The organism is Methylobacterium fujisawaense, from assembly GCF_039619325.1.
GTDB lineage: Bacteria > Pseudomonadota > Alphaproteobacteria > Rhizobiales > Beijerinckiaceae > Methylobacterium > Methylobacterium fujisawaense.
In genome coordinates, this window is record NZ_CP155000.1 from 4,803,092 (window position 1) to 4,819,258 (window position 16,167).

13 protein-coding genes are annotated in these 16,167 nt (G+C 68.2%); 3 read left to right on the forward strand and 10 right to left on the reverse strand.

What is annotated here, in order from left to right:
* The 3 genes from ABC766_RS22795 to ABC766_RS22805 form a co-directional block, all read right to left on the reverse strand.
* Positions 1-3,171 (reverse strand): efflux RND transporter permease subunit, encoded by a 3,171-nt coding sequence (locus ABC766_RS22795; RefSeq protein ID WP_345819559.1) that lies wholly within the window; start codon positions 3,169-3,171, stop codon positions 1-3.
* Complete coding sequence (locus ABC766_RS22800; protein WP_301335445.1) at positions 3,164-4,237, reverse strand: efflux RND transporter periplasmic adaptor subunit; 1,074 nt, start codon at positions 4,235-4,237, stop codon at positions 3,164-3,166. Before ABC766_RS22800 ends, ABC766_RS22795 begins: the two co-directional genes overlap by 8 nt.
* 229 nt (positions 4,238-4,466) lie before the next feature.
* A complete protein-coding gene (locus ABC766_RS22805) occupies positions 4,467-4,865 on the reverse strand; it encodes a hypothetical protein (RefSeq protein WP_043351879.1) in 399 nt (132 codons plus the stop codon).
* A 417-nt stretch (positions 4,866-5,282) separates the two neighbouring features.
* Here ABC766_RS22805 and ABC766_RS22810 point away from each other — a divergent pair, with 417 nt between their 5' ends.
* On the forward strand, positions 5,283-6,632 hold the full coding sequence (locus ABC766_RS22810) for an O-antigen ligase family protein (protein WP_345819560.1): 1,350 nt from the start codon (positions 5,283-5,285) through the stop codon (positions 6,630-6,632).
* 246 nt (positions 6,633-6,878) lie between these two features.
* The gene (locus tag ABC766_RS22815) at positions 6,879-7,469 is read left to right on the forward strand and encodes a glycosyltransferase family 25 protein (protein WP_345822826.1); all 591 of its coding nucleotides are present in this window, start codon (positions 6,879-6,881) and stop codon (positions 7,467-7,469) included.
* A gap of 335 nt (positions 7,470-7,804) precedes the next feature.
* On the opposite strand, the gene ABC766_RS22820 is transcribed toward ABC766_RS22815, so the two are convergent.
* Both ABC766_RS22820 and ABC766_RS22825 read right to left on the reverse strand, forming a co-directional pair.
* The gene (locus ABC766_RS22820; RefSeq protein WP_342141859.1) at positions 7,805-8,332 is read right to left on the reverse strand and encodes a hypothetical protein; all 528 of its coding nucleotides are present in this window, start codon (positions 8,330-8,332) and stop codon (positions 7,805-7,807) included.
* Positions 8,329-10,473 carry a M48 family metalloprotease gene (locus tag ABC766_RS22825; RefSeq protein WP_345819561.1) on the reverse strand — a complete coding sequence of 715 codons (2,145 nt, stop codon included), beginning with the start codon at positions 10,471-10,473 and terminating at the stop codon, positions 8,329-8,331. Before ABC766_RS22825 ends, ABC766_RS22820 begins: the two co-directional genes overlap by 4 nt.
* A 1,271-nt stretch (positions 10,474-11,744) precedes the next feature.
* Between ABC766_RS22825 and ABC766_RS22830 the strand changes: the two genes are divergently transcribed.
* Entirely contained in the window at positions 11,745-11,930 is a 186-nt protein-coding gene (locus ABC766_RS22830) for a hypothetical protein (RefSeq protein ID WP_342141857.1), read from the forward strand.
* 927 nt (positions 11,931-12,857) lie between these two features.
* Here the strand turns inward: ABC766_RS22830 and istB are convergent.
* From istB to ABC766_RS22855, 5 genes are read right to left on the reverse strand one after another with little or no spacing between them, the layout of a single operon-like run.
* Positions 12,858-13,646, reverse strand: a complete 789-nt coding sequence (gene istB / locus ABC766_RS22835) for an IS21-like element helper ATPase IstB (RefSeq protein ID WP_127991182.1) — start codon at positions 13,644-13,646, stop codon at positions 12,858-12,860.
* The gene (istA, locus tag ABC766_RS22840) at positions 13,646-14,944 is read right to left on the reverse strand and encodes an IS21 family transposase (RefSeq protein ID WP_427902312.1); all 1,299 of its coding nucleotides are present in this window, start codon (positions 14,942-14,944) and stop codon (positions 13,646-13,648) included. Before istA ends, istB begins: the two co-directional genes overlap by 1 nt.
* Positions 14,945-14,986: 42 nt before the next feature.
* On the reverse strand, positions 14,987-15,166 hold the full coding sequence (locus tag ABC766_RS22845; protein WP_345819562.1) for a hypothetical protein: 180 nt from the start codon (positions 15,164-15,166) through the stop codon (positions 14,987-14,989).
* Positions 15,167-15,181: 15 nt separating this feature from the next.
* Entirely contained in the window at positions 15,182-15,433 is a 252-nt protein-coding gene (locus tag ABC766_RS22850; RefSeq protein ID WP_345819563.1) for a hypothetical protein, read from the reverse strand.
* Positions 15,434-15,440: 7 nt separating this feature from the next.
* The gene (locus ABC766_RS22855) at positions 15,441-15,806 is read right to left on the reverse strand and encodes a PRC-barrel domain containing protein (RefSeq protein ID WP_345819564.1); all 366 of its coding nucleotides are present in this window, start codon (positions 15,804-15,806) and stop codon (positions 15,441-15,443) included.
* Between the last annotated feature and the right edge of the window lie 361 nt (positions 15,807-16,167).

The following is a 16,167-nucleotide window of genomic DNA, read 5'->3' on the forward strand; positions in this document are numbered from 1 at the left end:
TCAGGACCCGATCGCGGTCAGCTCCAGATCCGCGGGATCCACGCGCCGGAACCGGGCGAAGCGGAGCGCCAGCACCGGCAGGATCAGCAGGTTCAGCACCGTCGAGGTGACGAGGCCGCCGAGGATCACGAGCGCCATCGGGCCCTCGATCTCACGGCCGGGCTCGCCGGCGCCGAGCGCCAGCGGCAGCAGGCCGAGACCCGTGACCAGGGAGGTCATCAGGATCGGCACCATCCGGTCCGCGGCGCCCTCCGCCGCCGTGGCCGCGTCCCAGGATCGCCCGTCCCGGGTGACCATCTGCTCGTAATGGGCGATCAGCATCACGCTGTTACGCAGCGAGATGCCCGACAGGGTCACGAACCCGACGATCGAGCCGAGCGACAAGACCCCGCCGGTCAGCGCCGCCGCGGCCACGCCGCCCACGAAGGCGAAGGGCAGGTTGACGAGCACCAGCAGCAAGTTCGCCGCCGAACCGGTCACGATGGCGAGGAGCACCACGATCCCGAAGCCGGCGAGCCCGGCATGGACGAGGAGGTCGCGGCGGGCGGCCGCCTGGGCCTCGGCGGCGCCCGAGAAGGTCACGTAGACCCCCTCGGGCAGCCGAACCTCGCGGGCGATCTTGCGCTTGGCCGCCGCCACGAATCCCGCCAGATCGCGGTCGGCGACGTTGGCGGTCACCGCCTGCACGCGCTGTGCTCCGAGATGCTGCACTTGGTATCGGCCGGCGCTCTCGTAGACGTCGGCGACCTGCGACAGGCGGACATAGCGCCCGCCGGGGGCCCGCAGGGGCAGGTCCCCCACCGCGCTGAGGCGATCCCGCACGCGTGCGTCGAGGATCACCAGCACGTTGAACACGGCGTTGCCGCGATAGGTCTGGCCCACCGTGTCACCCTGGTAGGCGGTGCGCACCGCCTCCAGCACCTCTACGGGATCGAGGCCCCAATGCCGCAGATCCACCGGGCGTAGCGCCACCGTGACCTGCGGCAGCCCGGCGGGCGAGGCCTGCTGGACGTCCCGGGCACCCTTCACCTCCGAGAGTTCCTGCGCGACCGAGCGGGCCGCCGCCTCGATCCGGTCGAGATCGCTGCCGATCACGTTGACCACGACCGGTGCGGTGAAGCCCGAGACGGTCTCCTCGATGCGCTCGGTCAGGAAGGTCTTGAGCGAGAAGGCCGCCCCCGGGAAGCCGGCGATCAGCGTCCGGATGCCGGCCTCGACGCGGCGCTGGGCAGCCCCGTCGAGGCCGGGCTCCAGATCGATGTGGATCTCGCTGTAATGCGGCCCGGCGGTATCCTCGGCGGCCTCGGCGCGCCCGATCTGCGCCGCCACGGCGCGCACGCCGGGGATCTCCTTCAGATCGCCGGTGATCAGGGTCCCGAGCCGCTGCGATTCCTGCAGGGAGGTGCCGGGAATGGCCACCATGTGCAGGATCATGTGTCCCTCCTTCAGGTCGGGGAGGAACACCGCTCCGAGGGTCGGCAGGATGGCGGCCCCCGCAAGGGTCACCAGCAGCGCGCCGGCCATGGCGATCCGCGGCACCCGCCCGATGCCGGCGAGCAGCCGCAGATAGGCCGCCCGGCTCCAGCGCACCACCGGCGGGTCGGGCGGAGCGGCGCCCGCATGGCGCGTCAAACGACTGCCGAGGAGCAGGATCGCGAGGGCCGGCGTGACCGTGAGCGCGACCAGAAGCGAGGCGACGACCGCCGCGATGTAGGCCAGCGCCAGCGGACCGAACAGCCGGCCGGCGACGCCGGTCAACGCGAGGATGGGCAGGAACATCAGGATCACCGCGAGCGTCGCGTAGGCGACCGACGTCCGCACCTCGAGCATCGCGGCCAGAACCACGCGGGGGATGCTGCGCCGTCCGCCCCGCGCCTCCCGCAGGCGGCGGGAGACGTTCTCGACGCCGATCACCGCGTCGTCGACCACCTCCCCGATGGCAAGGGCCAGCCCGCCCAGCGTCATGGTGTTGAGGCTCTCGCCCCAGGCTTGGAGAACGAGCGCGGCGGTGATCAGCGACAGCGGGATCGCCGCTGCACTGATCACCGCCGCCCGCCAATCCGCCAGGAAGACGAGGAGTACGATCATCACCAGCACGCCGCCCAGCGCCAGCGCCTGGATCACGTTGCCCGTGGCGACATCCACGAAGTTCGCAGGCCGGAACAGGTCCGCCCGCAGGCTCACGCCCTCGCGCTTCAGAACCGGGCGCAGCTCGTCCAGGGCCGCCTCCAGGCGGGCCGTCACGGCGCGCGTGTCGACGCCCACCTGGGCGCCGACCATCAGCAGCACGCCGGGCTTGCCGTCCACGAGGGCCGCGCTGATCGCCGGCTCCGGGGCGGCCGTGACGGTGGCCACATCCGAGAGCACGACGCTCGCCCCGCCGTCGTTGTGCAGCACGATCTGTCCGAGCGCCTCCGGCGTGAGGGACTGTCCCTCCGTCCGGAGTAGGACACGCTGGTTCGGCGTGTCGACGAAGCCCGCCCCGCGCACGCCGGTCGCCTTTCGGGCGGCCGCCAGGACGTCGTTGAGGCCGATCTGGAAGCGGATCAGGTCGTCGGAGCGGACCTGAACCTGCAGGGCGCGCACGCCGCCGCCATAGAGCGAGACCTGGGCGATGCCGGGCACCGCCTGGAGCCGCCGACGCACGGTCCATTCCGCGATCTGGCGCAGGTCCATGGCGTCGCGGGCCTCGGCGGTCAGCCCGACGAGGAGGACGGTGAGCGTCGAAGAGGTGAGCGGGGTCATGGCGGGGGCTGCCACGCCGTCGGGCATGCGGCCGGCCAGCGCCGCCAGACGCTCGTTGACCCGCTGGCGGATCCGGTCGACGTCGCTGCCGGGCCTGAACGCCGCAGTGATCACCGACAGGCCCTGGATCGAAGTGGAGCGCAGGGTCTCCAGGCCCGGCAGGCCGCCGACTGCCACCTCGACGGGCTGCGTGACCAGCACCTCGACCTGTTCGGAATCGAGGCCCGGTGCTTCGGTCTGGATCGTCACCGTCGGCGGCGCGAACTCGGGGAAGACATCGTACCGGGCCCCCGCGAGGACGTAGAGCCCGAAGACCAGGACCGCGCAGGCCAGCGCGAGGACCACCCGCGGCAGGCGGACGGCGAAGCCCACGAGTGCGGCCTGCAAACCGCCGCCGCGGCCGGCTGCAGGGGAGGGCTCAGTCATCGTCGTCGCCCACGACGCGGATGCGGCTCTTCATCTCCTCCGAGAGGAGCGCCTGCGCCCCCCGCAGCACGATCTCGCTGCCGTCCGGCAGGTCCTCGACGACGAAGGCATCGGCCGACATCGGGGCATCCGGCCGGACCGGATGGCGCACGTAGGCGCCGTCGCCGGTGCCGCGATACACCCAGGTGCCGCCCTCTCCGTGGACGACGGCATCCTCCGGCACGAGGACGCCCTTGACCGCGCGGGACGCCGGCAGGAACGCCATCGTGCTGGTGCCGGGCAGGAGGCCGCTGTCGCCGGAGACCAAGTAGAAGAAGCTCTGCCCCTGGATCCGCGGATCGGTCCGCGTCGCGGGGGAGACCGGCCGGAGGGCAACGCGCGCGCTCTGGGGCGGCACCTCGGCGAAGGCGGCCTGCGGCGCTTCGGAAAGCGTCTCCCCGGGCGGTAAGGTGACCTGCATGAGGAAATCGGTCCGCTCGATCAGGCGCGTCACCAGCGGAGACCGCTCGATGATCGCCTTGCCGAGCACCGAACCCCATTCCTGGCGCGCCGTGGCGGCGAGCGTCCGCAACTGCGACTCCGCCACCGTCATCGACGCCTGATCGGTCAGGAGCGTGCCCTCGGCGGTTTCGATCTGCGCCACCGCCACCACGCCGGCGCCCAGGTTACGGGCCCGGCGGGCAGCACTGGCCGAGACTTCGACACGGGCGCGCGCCGTCTGAAGCGCCGCGACGGCGCCCGCATAGCTGTTGGTGAGTTCGGTGATCCGGGCGAGGTCGAGGACGCTGCCGTAGGCGGTCAACTCCTGCCGGTGAAGCACGGCCGGCCGCGACTCGGCCACGAGCCCGATCCGCGCGCGCTCGGCTGCCGTCAGCCGCACCACCGTCCGTCCATCCTCGACGGCGGTGCGCGGCGCCGGAAGCTGTGCCGCTGCAGGTGGACCATCGCGCCAATCGGGGACGAGCGCCGTTGCCCGCGCCCGCATCTCCGCGATGATCGGGCCCGCATCCGCCCGCAGCCTTTCGCCCGGTGGCGTGACGGCGAGACCGGCCGCGGCGAGCACCATCCCTCCGATGAGCAGCATCGCCCGGCGACCACCCACGTCGCGCTCCTCCCCTAACCTCGATTGCCGAATCTACCCGGTTTCGATGCCAGATACACCCGAACTTGGCCGGTTCAAACCGGATCGCTCGATCGGGAGCCCGGGTTCGCCGCGGCCGGCAGGCAGGAACAAAAAAGCCCGCCTCGACACTGCGAAGCGGGCTTCCATAGAGCGGTAAAGGGTACGGTTCGGATCAGCAGCCGTCGTCGGAAACCGGAGCGGTCTGCCTGTCCGCAGCGGCCTTGTTCATGGCGCCCACTGTGCCGGGCGAGGCGGGCTGCTGGCCACCAGCCAGATTTGCGGCAGCCGGGTCCGTCGACTTCGACTTCGCACCCGCATCGGTCGGGGCCTGTCGATCCGCGGTCTGCGTCGCGCCGGCGTTGTTCATGGCGCCGACCGTGCCGGGCGAGGCGGGCTGCTGGCCGCCGGCCAGATTCTTGCTCGACTTGTCGACATCGGAGCTGTTCGGGTTGGAAGCCTGCTGATCAGGGGTCTTCGATTTTGTGGTTCCAGTGCTGCACGGGGCCGCGAAAGCGGGACCGGCAGCGACGGCCAGAAGCGCAACCGCGCCCGCCAGACGTGAGACCTTCATCAAACGCTCCTCCAAGATTCAACGAACGTCCAAGTGCCTAATCGTCCCATGAGTTCCGTGCCGATTGTCTAAGATCTTCGAAACGGTCAGGTCCGATCGGGACATCTGCGCGTTTGACGTGCCCCGAGCTGGTGAAAACAGACCTTCGTCGCAGGGGGGCGCGCATGGGTCGCCCCGCCGGGCCGGGGTGCGGCATCGTAACTCGGGCGGTGCCGCCGGAGCGTGATCCGGCGTCGGTCCGGTCGATCGGAGGCGTCCGCCGCGCGAGCCGCCCCTACCTCGTTTGGTCGAGTTCAGCGCCCGCATCGGTCGGGCTAGCGTCGGATCGCGAGGGGCCGAGTCCGCGGCTGCGTCGGGCCGTAGAGGTCTCGCGCGTCCGAGATGGCACCGCCTCATCCGGGGACCCGAGATCGAACGATGGCGTTTCCACGCGACTTGGCCACCCTCGAAACCGGACATGCGGCGGGCGTGGCGTGGTCACCGTTCGGCCCGTCCGGCGTCGGTCCTCGCTGGAACGGCGCGGCGCGCGACGAAGGCGCGACCGATGCCATGCCGAAGCTCGGCGTCGCCGCCATCCCGTGGATCGCCCTGTTCGTCTTCGCGCCCGTGATCGGCGAGCAGATCAAGCTGCCGGGTCTCGAAAGGCTGATCTGGGCCTGTGCCGATCTCGCCGCCCTGGTGTTCCTGGTCCTGCGCCGCGACCTTGCCGCGACCCTGTTCGGAAGTCGGTTGCTGCTGCTGACTTGGCCGCTCCTGGCGATCGTGTCGGCTCTGTGGTCCCTGACACCCGGCCTCTCGGCCTATTACGGATTGCAATTGCTCGCGACCATCGTGGCCGGCATCGCGATGCGCACCACGATGGGTCTGTCGCGCATTATCCGGATTGTCTTCCTGGGCCTTCTGTTCGCTCAGATCCTGTCGGCCATCCTCACGGTCGCGGCCCCGAGCCTCACCCGCGGGATGAACGGCGACTGGGCCGGCATCTATTCACACAAGAACGTTCTGGGCTCAATGGCGAGCTTGCAGATCCTGTGCGCAGCCTGCCTGTTCCTTCAGGGTTGGAACCGACTCCTCACCGCTGTGGGGTTCGGCCTCGCGCTGGCGCTTCTCGTGGCAACCCACTCGGCCACGGCGCTGGTGGCGGCGATGGTGGGACTGGCGCCCCTTGCTGCGATCTTCGCGTGGCGGCAGGGCAAGCACGTGACGGGCTTTTGCCTCGGCCTCGTCATCGCACTCGCGGGCATTGGCATTGTCGTGCTCGCCGCGCGAGGCGCAGACATCTCGGCGAGCCTGCTCTCCGACCTCGGCAAGGACAGGACGCTGACGGGCCGTACGATCCTCTGGCAGTTCGGACTCGATCAATTCTGGCGCGAGCCGCTGATCGGTGTCGGGTACAGAGCTTACTGGGACAGCCCGCTCACAACGGCCGCATATCTGCATTTCGTGACCAAGCAAAAGCTTTGGTTTTTCCACAACAACTTCATCGACGCCGTCGTCGCGTTCGGCATCGTCGGTCTCATCGTCTTTACGGTGACGTTCCTCGATATGGGGCGCCGGGTTATCGCGCACTTCGCGCGCTCGTCCGGATATGTGGAGGCTTGGCCGATCCTGTTCATGAGCCAGCTCTGCGTCCTTATCTGCCTGGAATGCCCGCTCTTCATCAATCACGGTCTGCACCAACTTCTGTTCGCGGCGCTCTTGCCGGTCATGGGGTCAGGGAACGTCGCGGGGCGGACGATTCATGGGCGTGCGGCCTTTCGGGCTTGAGCCGTGTCTGACTGAGGCGGCGGGGCCTGGACGCGGACGCGGCCACGAACTCCGCCGGCCCCCCGTCTCGTGAGCCGGCACCACACAGAGGTGAACACGATGTATTGTTTTGGAATTTCCTTGCGTCGTTTTCCGGAACGGCACGCGTACATCTCCCGTCATCTCGCCGCAGCGTGGGGGCCGGATTTCGAGGTTGCCGGGTACGAGGGCGCGGTCCCGGATCCGCGCGTTCCGCCCCCGCCTCATCTGTCGCCTGGGCAGATCGGCTGCGCGATGTCCCACATGGCCGCCTACGAACGCCTGATCGCCCGCGATCTGCCCTATGCGCTCATCGTCGAGGATGACGTCGTCCTGCCGCCGCAGATCCACGGGATCGTGGCTGGCATCGAGGCCGCCCTTCGGCCGGGCGATGTCGTCTTGATGTTCAACTGGCCGAAGAACATCGGGGTTTTCAGTACCGTCGATGCCGTGCCGATCGGCAATCACCGCCTGTGCTTGCCCATGCAGATGAGCGGTCTCGGCTCCACCGCCGCCTATGTGATCACGCGAGAGGCGGCCGAGGGAATCCTGCGCGTCAATCGACCTGTCGTGGTCACGTCAGACAACTGGAACTATTTCTTCGAGAACGGCGCACTCACCCGCGGTCGCGTGATTTCACCGAATGTCGTCGCCTTGAAGCCGTTCGAGTCCACGATCTTCGTGTCCGGCTCGAAGCTCGGCGCATTCTTGAAGAGCAATGCCCTATTCAAACCCCTGCTCGCTGCGCGGCGCAGGGTCCTGACGGAAAAGATGCCCGTCAACATGACCTTCACCGACGAGATCTCACCCTTCGCGTGACATGAGCCGTACCCGAGCCCGGAGCAGGCCGAGGGACAATTGTACGCTGTCTTTGCGATTTTGAGACTGGCAGCGCAGGCTGCCCGTCCGCCGGGAATATTTAAATAAATGCATTTTATGGGCATTAATACTGGATGGCCATACGTTTCAATGAGGGTCTGCCTGAGTCGGTTGTTCCACCTGTCCGCCGTGATACGCGGCGGAAGCGTCCGCTCGACGCTTGCAGCCGGAGGCCGCCATCCGCGGCGGCGAAGACCAGCATCCTGTCCCGTCGACGGCTTGCGCAACGGAAGCCCCCTGAGCGCCCGAAGTGGGTCGGATGAGCGGTTTGCCGGTCACATGGCGACCCGGAAGGCCGCGCGCCCGTTGCGGATGATCGACACCAACGCTCCGACGATACAGGCCAAGATTGCTCCATCGATCACGAGAAGGGTGATGGTCCGATTCCATAACCGGTCGAGACCGAGATTTGTGGTGACGATGTCGGGCCGCGCCGGGTCGGCCATCACCACGAGGTCGAAATTGGCGGCCTGCGGGCCGGAAAAGACGTAGTTCACCCGCCGTGTCGTGCTGCCCCGAGGCGTGGATAGCGTCAGTGTCGCATTGCAGATGTGGATGACGAGCTTGGCGTTGCACTTGCCATCTGCCACCCGTGCGCGCGGGACAGGCTGCGCCGTCTCGCGGACCTGCCAGTCCGAGATCAAGGCAGGCGCCGTGTAGAGCGCGCTGGCTGCCAGGATGCCGCTGAACAGGACAAGGCCGAACAGCACTCCGAAGATCACGGTCCAGCTGGTGCGCTCCGATGGCAGCCGCAGGGTTTCCTCGGCCTCTGTCTTCGCAGGGGGAGTCATGGCGATCCTCAAGCAGGATGGGTTTCGAGAGGGACGGCGGTGGTCGCGATCGGCGCACGTTCGGACAGAAGGCGGCGAGCCTGATGGGCCGCTTGATAGCGGGCGATCAGATCGGCGAAATCCTGCGGCTTCATCTTGCGCGGCAGCCCGGCCGTGAGGGTCACGATGCGGCGCTTGGGGTCGAGCTTCACCGCGTGCCGGCCCGGTGCCCGCTCCGGCCAGTCGGCGCCGGGCGGCAGCAACAGCCGCATTGCGATTCCGCCGCGGCTCAGCGTCATGTCGAGATCCGCGATGGCCGCCCAAGGTATCACGCGGTCGAGGCCCGGCGCCGTCAGCCCGGTCGGACTCAGGATCAATGTGATCGGCTCCCCCCGCGCCAGCACGAAGGCGCCGGCAACGCAGAAAACAGCGGCAAGGGCCAGCATCACGACCAGAAGTACGCGGGTCTCGTCAGGCGACAGGCCGGGAATGCGGACCAGCACGAGCGGCAGCGCCGCGGCGGCGAAGAAGCCGCCGCTCACCGCGAGCACGAGGCCGCGGGCACGGTGGCTGGCGCGCAGCACCCGATCCTCGGGACCGACTTCCGCAGCGGTGGCCTCCAGATGCGCGCGCGCGGCCGCCGCGTGCGCCTGGACTGCGCCAAGGAAGTCCTGCGTTGCGGCCCGGCACAGGCCGGACGGATCGGTGAAATAGGCTGCGAGCTGTTCGCGGGCGCGAGCCGGAGGCGGGGCTCCAGCGGCCGTCAGCAGGTCCGCATCGACCGCCAGGCCGAGGGCCGCGATGCGCTCGCGGGTCGGCGGATGGGTGTCGGTCGGGTGGGCCTGTCCGTCTTCGAGACGCGCTGCCGGGTCGTCGAGGCCGCGCGCCATCGCCCGGTCGAGAGCCGCCGCCATGAGATCGGAGGAAGCCGCGGCCGGCGCGGCGGCAGCGGTCTCCAGAACGTCCACGATGCCCGGACGCACGGCGCCGGAGCGGAGGAGCGCCCGGGCCGAGGCGGCGGACGAGGTCGCAGCCGCGCCGGCTGCATCGGCGGCGAATTCGCGCTTCCGGCTCCAATGGCGCACGGCAAGGTGGAAGCGCTCCATCACGAACAGGCCGAGCCGCACCGACGGTCCGAGCAGGCCGAGACCGCCGCGCTCGCGCTCCAGGAGCGCATCGAGGGAACGCCCGACGCCCGTGTAGATCGGCAGAAAGCGCTGACTGTAGGCGGTGTCGCCGCCGGCATAGTGAGCGAGTTCGTGCCCGATGATCGCCGCCGTCTCGTCCACGCGCATCAGGGCCAAATAGGGAAGCGGTACGTAGAGAATCCGGCCCTCGAGACGCGTGCCGCCTGGTTCGAGTACAGCCGGACCCGCGCTGACGAAGAAGCCCTCGGTGAGGCCGACGACCAGGGCCTCGGGCTTGAGCGCGCCCATCCGATCGGCAATCGCTTCGACGAGGCGCCAGAGACCCGGAGCTTCGGCCGGCGCGATCTGGCGCCCGAGGATCGGCAGAGGCTCGGGCTCGAAGGCAACAAGCGCTTGGCGCAGGCCCATCAGTGCGCCCCCCGCGGCGATGATCGTGCCGCCGGCCGCAGCGGCCGCGAGGCCCAGGAGCTTTGCGCCCCCGCCGGTGAAGCCGCCCTGGATGAGCAAACCCGCCTCGAAGAGAACGATGGCGACGAAGCCTGCGGTCGCCGCGACGATCTGAGCGGCGAGCACGACGGGGAGCAGCCGCCGCACCAGCGAAAAGCCATGAACCAGCGTCTGGCGGGAGGTGCGTCCGACCTGCCCGAGCACACCGCCGACGACCAGGACGAGCAGGGAGAGCGTTGCCGCGATGCCGCCACCGAGGACCGCCACCGGCGGCAGCGAGCGGCGCCAATCCATCACCGCAGCGAGGGTGCCGGCTTCGTCGCGGACCTCGCGCGCCTTCACCACGGCGTAGGGGCCGCCATAGAGGTGGCCGTCGTGGCGGAACTGCAGGCGGAAATCGGGGCGCCCGTCCCGGGGAGCGCGGGCCTCCAGATCCGCCACAGCCGCGGCGAGGCGGTCATGCTCGGTTGCGAATTCCCTCCAATCGTCGGTTCCGCGCTGGCCCTGCCAGAGTCCGAGCAGCAGGATTGCGAGGGGCAGCAACACGGTGGCCGCGATGAGGCTCGCGAGGATGCGCATACGCGACCGCTCTGGCAGGGACGTTTCGTCGGCGATGGCTCGCTCCTGAAGTGTCGTCGGCACGATGGCCGTGCGCCCAGCCAATAGGCTGGCCGCGCGGATGATCAGTCAACGTGGAGACGGAGATTGGGCCAGATATATCCATGACGAGAGGCAATAAAGATTGGGCGCAATCGATCTGATATCCGTCATGGGTTCGGGATTTCTACCCAATCCATGAATCGCGTCAATAGAATGCTGCCGGGTTCAGTCGGATCTGCCGGCGCGTCCCGCCGGTGCGTGTCGGCGAACCCGGCTGCGGGCAAGGCCGTGATGAGCGCCGTCCAATCTCGCGCGTCTCGCGCTCCGGGCTCAGCTCCGGCTGTCGCAGATCCATTCGGCGCGGTCGGCCGGCGCGGTCATCGGAGACATCGGATGCATTCCGAGCCGTCGGTCGGCCTGTCGTTCGGCCGATGTCGCGGGGCGCAGGCTGCCGGCTCGTCTGAATCCGACGGGTGGGCGGCGGCGCAGTATATTGAGAGAGATCAATGCTCAGCTGTGGTATCATGATCAAGGATGCCGCGATTGCGAGTTGCGACCCGGCGCGGCTGTTCAAGCGATCTGCGCCGCAGGGCGCTCAGGCCAGCTTCTCGCACGAGACCCGTCTTCTTCCGCCGCGAGGAGAAACCTTGATCATGGCGCCGAGCCGACACAGGCCCCCTCCGGAGTATCTGCCCGCACCCAGCCATTCCGCCGCGGCAGCGCAAGGCGACGTGTCCGTCCAGCGCAGCCCAGGGTGAGGCCGGGGCGACGAAGCGCGCGGCGACCGGCGCGTCTGTCCGTGGCGGGTGCGCGCGGGGTGCACGGGTGCGGCGCATGTGCGCCTCATACCGCAGGCCCGGTTGCAGGAATCGCGGCGCTTCGCGCCGAAGACCTGCACGTCGATCGTCTAACAGAAGACTCTCCTGATACGGGGAGAGCGGCCCGGCTTCGAACGGCTCTCGGCCGGCTCGTCCGAACCATCGACGGCACGCGTGCAGACGGGTTCGGGATATGCAATCGATGCAGTGTCGACGAATAAAATTCGGTGCCGATCAGCACGAGAATATTTAGATCGGTTGCATATATAATAATCGGAGGGGTCCGTGACAGACAAAATTTCATCGTCTTCAGCCGACGTCGATCAGGACGTCGTGCAGTCCAAAGCCGCCCGCGTCGGTGCCGACGTCTTGGCCCTATATCGCCAGCTTGCCGCGACGCTTCGACAGAAAGGCCGGTCCGAGGCAGCCGCCATGGCCCGCCTCTCTGATCCCACCGCGCGTGCGGCCCACCGGTGCGCCTTTCAGCTCTACGGTACCGCAGCCTCCGAACTCGACGATGTCATCGCGGATCTCCTCGCCAGCCTCGAACGGCCGTTCACGGAGGTCTCGACGGGTCCGATCCTGACCGTTGTGGTTGGTGACGGGACTGGCCCGTAGATCGTGAGCGCAGTGGCGCAGAAAGCAGGCCGCTGGCAGAGGCTGCGGTTTGGACGCGCGTCAGGTCGGCCAGGGCTTGAGCAGACGCCGCGGACAGGCCGGTCTCAAGCCGTGGGCGCAGAATGGTTTGGGTCTCGATGCTCGCTCTGCGATCTGCCGGCGCGTTGCATCGGACAGGACATCTTACAAACGGTGTGATGTGTCGAGATTTTCAGCGGAAAAGTCCCACTCCCGGTGGGATCTGTTCGTGGGTTATCGGCATTCATCGGTGCGCTTGCAATCGACCTGCATTGAGGAGGCTGCGTCTCACGCAAACGGCATCCCTGCGCACGACCGCCCCGCCTGATCGCGACCCATCGCGCGCTGGTTGCTGGCGTGCGGGCGATCACGGTGCGACCGACTTCAATACGAAGGCGGGCGTCGGAAAGCCGGCTCGTGCCGGGGCCCTGAAGGCTTTGAAGACGGGACATGATCGGCGCTGTTGCCGCCGAGGCGTGCGCGACGCTCAAGCGCAACCCCGAGGGGCAGGCTTTCGATACAGGGCCGACGGGGCCATCTCGATCGCCGCCCGATAGCGGTGCGTCATCTCGAATGGTGCCGAACGGCGTTATGTCCGTGCTCGGCGATCGGGCTCAGCCGCTTGGGTGTGATGGCCGGCTCTCATTGCGCCGGTCCTATGCGCGCCCGGCATCTGACGACGTTCGATGTGCCGCAAAGTCCTGGGCGGCACAGATCATCGCCCTGGGGCGGTGCCCATCCTCCGCAGGGCTCAGGCGCAGACGTCGTGGAAAAGATAGAAGCCGAGGCGGCTATTCGCCTCCTGGGCCGCCTTGGACTGGAAACTGACCGGCCCATCCGTTTTCAAGCGACAACCGGAACTGACCCCTTCGCGTCACGAGGATCTGACCCCCATGCCGGTTTCCTCGCCTAGACGGGCGTGGGGTTGGGGACGATAGCGGCCCTCTGTAGAAGTCCGCTGCGACGCTTCTCGCGCAGGCGGTAGCTGTCACCGCGGATGGTGACGACGTGGCTATGGTGCAGCAGCCGGTCGAGGATGGCGGTGGCCACCACCGCGTCCCCGAACACGCTGCCCCACTCGCCCACCGCCCGGTTCGAGGTCACCAGCATCGCGCCGCGCTCGTAGCGGCGACTGACGAGCTGGAAGAACAGGTGCGCGGCATCCGGCTCGAACGGCAGGTAGCCGAGCTCATCGATGATCAGCAGCTTCGGCTTGGCATAGTGCGTCAGCCGCTCCTCCAGCCGCCCCTCGGCGTGCGCCTTGGCCAACTGCGCCACGAGCGTCGTGGCTGGGGTGAACAACACGCCGTAGCCGGCCACGATCGCCGCACGCCCGATCGCCACCGCCAGATGCGTCTTGCCCACCCCGGGTGGTCCGAGGAGCAGCACCGCCTCACCGTTGGCGATGAAGCGGCCGGTGGCGATCTCGCGGATCTGCGCCTTGTCCAACGAGGGCTGTGCGCCGAAGTCGAAGCCGGTCAGGTCGCGCACGAACGGGAAGCGGGCCAGCCCGAAGGCCATGTCGATGCGCCGCTGATCGCGCCGGGCGATCTCCCGCTCGCAGAACAGCGTCAGCGCCTCGCGGATCGTCAGTTCGCCCCGGCCGGCCTCGTCGATCAGGCTGTCGAGTTGGTCACGCATGGCCGTCAGCTTCAGGCGGTCGAGCAGTACGGTGAGGTGATCGTGTTCCTCGCTCATCAGAAGCCTCCCCCGGCGACAGCCTCGTACTCGGCGAGCGGACGCAGCAGTTCCGGCGTCGCCACGAGAGGAGGCGGGTCGCGCCGATGAGCCGGTCGCTCACGGCTACCCACGAGCCCGGCCAGATGAGCGTCGTCGACCGCACGGCCGTGACGTCCCTTCAGTTCGGCATGCGCGGCGACCTCCCGTCCGCCGTGGTGGACGCGCACCACCGCTCCGCTCACGGTGACCCGCACCCGCTCACCGATCAGCCGCCAGGGTACCGAGTAAGCGTTGCCGTCGACCGCAACCGCGCAGTCCGCTCCGACCCGGCGCACGAGATCGCGCGCGGCGGAAAACGGCGGCACGCCCGCGAGCGGCCGTAGCGCCCGAGCCTCGTCGCGGGCGAACCGCTCGCCCGGCGCCTCGCCGGTCGTGCCGTGCACGCGCCGGTCGGCGACGTCCCGCGTCCAGGCATCGAGATGCGCCTCCAGGGCTGCGAAGCTCGCGAAGCGGCGGCCGGCCACGGCATTGTTCTTGACGTAGCCGACGCCGCGCTCGTCCTTGCCCTTCGTGCGCGCCCGGTACGGGGCGCAGGCCCGCACCCGGAAGCCCCAGTGGCGGGAGAAGGCGTGCAGGCGCGGGTGCAGGACGACCTCGCGGCTCACAGGGTCGTGGTGCAAGACCAGGGCGCGAGCGTTGTCGAGCAACACCTCGTGTGGCACGCCGCCGAAAGCCCGGAAAGCGCTCTCCAGCCCGGCGAACCAGTCCTCCTGCCGTTCGTGGCCGAAGGCACGCACGTGCAGGCGGCGCGAGTAGCCGAGCGTCGCTACGAACAGGGAGACCCGAGTCGGCACGCCGCCGATCTCGACGCGCCGTTCGCCAAAGTCGATTTGCATCTGCTCGCCCGGCCGCGTCTCGAACCGCACGCTCGCCCGCGCGGCGATCACCAGATCCCGCCGCAACGGCGCGACCGCCCGCTCCACCGTGCGCAGGCTGACGTGGATGCCCTTCTCGGTCGCCAGATCCTGGCGCACGACGTCGGCGTTGCCCGCATGCTGCCGGAAGCGTTCGACCAGCCAGTCCGCCAAGCCGTCGAGCTGCTTCGAGCGCGAGGGCGTCGCGCAGGGGCGCCAATCCCCCCGTCGCAGCCACTGCTTCACCGTGTTCTTCGAACAGCCAAGCTCGGCTGCGATCCGCTTCGCGCCCCAGCCGAGCGCCTGCAGCCGCATCATCGCCGACACGTCGTCCGGCGTCTTCATCTCGGCCCTCCACGGATCGTCCATCCGCGTCAGAGCCTGAGCCTCGTTCCTGATCATCTCGACCTCCTCGCTCATCGAGGGGGTCAGATCCTCATGGCGTCAGGGGGTCAGTTTGCCGTGTCGCCTGACATCCGTCTTGCTGCGGACCGTGTAGCTGAATGCCCAACTCTCCGCGTCGAGGAAACTCGGCACCGGACGGTCCTCGCGCACGGCGCAGCACAGGCCTGGCTTGTGCTTACGGCAAAACACGTTGTAGGCGTCGCGCAGCTGCTCTCGCATCGGCAGGGCCCTCACTCAGGATCGCCCTTTTGGCGGAACACCGGCGTCCCAGTCGTTGATCCAGCGCAACGATCGAACTTTCGCCTCCCGGGCCGCCGGGAAGATCGGCCGGATCCGCGTGCTTCGGGTCATGGCTCCCCATACGGGTTGCGCCTCCCTGTCGTCCGAAGTCGCGCCCCTGCTTTCGCCGGACCGTGCCGGACCGAAAATCGACTGCACGCGCTCGGTCGAGCGGGCCGCGCCGATGGGCATCGAGAACTGATCCACCCCCGTCTCACAACGGTGGAATGGCCCGAATGGTGTCGCGCGTACCCCGCATGGTCAGCACAGGGCCCACTTGGCTGAGAGTGGACACAGGAACGCCGATCTCTCCGCCTCCCAACAAGCGCCGGCGGGCGACGATCGCCAGGAGCGTGGTTCCGTCCTGCCCGACCCTGACTTCGCGGACGCGCCCGACGCGCACACCCTGATCGGCATAGAGATGCCGCCCGCGCAGCGTGGGCATCAGAGACGCCGCGTTTTCCTGGATCACGGAATTTCCGCGGTCCATGAGCGGCGAGCGAATCTCCTGGGCGGTTGCCGTGCGCGCAAGCGCGATCAGAGCCAGCAGCCATATCCGGCCGGTATGATGTCGCCACATCTGAGGCGCCTTCCTGGCTACGGGCAGACAGCGTTCCGACGCAGGCCCGGTGAGGCATCCGGATCGATCCGGGCTGCCCTCCCGCCATCTCGCCGGGGGCTGACCTCAGAGTGTCCGTCCTCCCGCCGTCGAAAACGCGGTCGATCCAAATTTTTCCGCACCGCGCTTGAAGCGGCACATTGACAAATGAAACGATTCTAGCGGAGCCGGAATATCGATCGCGACTGGCTTATGAGGCTGATGAAAGAAACTTATTATCGTGTTTCACGCGAAATTTTTTAAGTCCAGTTCCTGCGTTGTCATTGTCAAATTGCGAAACAATTTTTCTCGCGCCTTGACCTAAATCAAATCATGTCCTCGA

Coding starts and splice junctions, on each gene's coding strand:
- ABC766_RS22795 (WP_345819559.1), bottom strand. CDS start 3,171: ATGACTGAGCCCTCCCCTGCAGCCGGCCGCGGCGGCGGTTTGCAGGCC.
- ABC766_RS22805 (WP_043351879.1), bottom strand. CDS start 4,865: ATGAAGGTCTCACGTCTGGCGGGCGCGGTTGCGCTTCTGGCCGTCGCT.
- ABC766_RS22800 (WP_301335445.1), bottom strand. CDS start 4,237: ATGGTGCTCGCCGCGGCCGGTCTCGCCGTCACGCCACCGGGCGAAAGG.
- ABC766_RS22810 (WP_345819560.1), top strand. CDS start 5,283: ATGGCGTTTCCACGCGACTTGGCCACCCTCGAAACCGGACATGCGGCG.
- ABC766_RS22830 (WP_342141857.1), top strand. CDS start 11,745: ATGGCCCGCCTCTCTGATCCCACCGCGCGTGCGGCCCACCGGTGCGCC.
- ABC766_RS22855 (WP_345819564.1), bottom strand. CDS start 15,806: ATGTGGCGACATCATACCGGCCGGATATGGCTGCTGGCTCTGATCGCG.
- istB (WP_127991182.1), bottom strand. CDS start 13,646: ATGAGCGAGGAACACGATCACCTCACCGTACTGCTCGACCGCCTGAAG.
- ABC766_RS22825 (WP_345819561.1), bottom strand. CDS start 10,473: ATGCGCATCCTCGCGAGCCTCATCGCGGCCACCGTGTTGCTGCCCCTC.
- ABC766_RS22845 (WP_345819562.1), bottom strand. CDS start 15,166: ATGCGAGAGCAGCTGCGCGACGCCTACAACGTGTTTTGCCGTAAGCAC.
- istA (WP_427902312.1), bottom strand. CDS start 14,944: ATGATCAGGAACGAGGCTCAGGCTCTGACGCGGATGGACGATCCGTGG.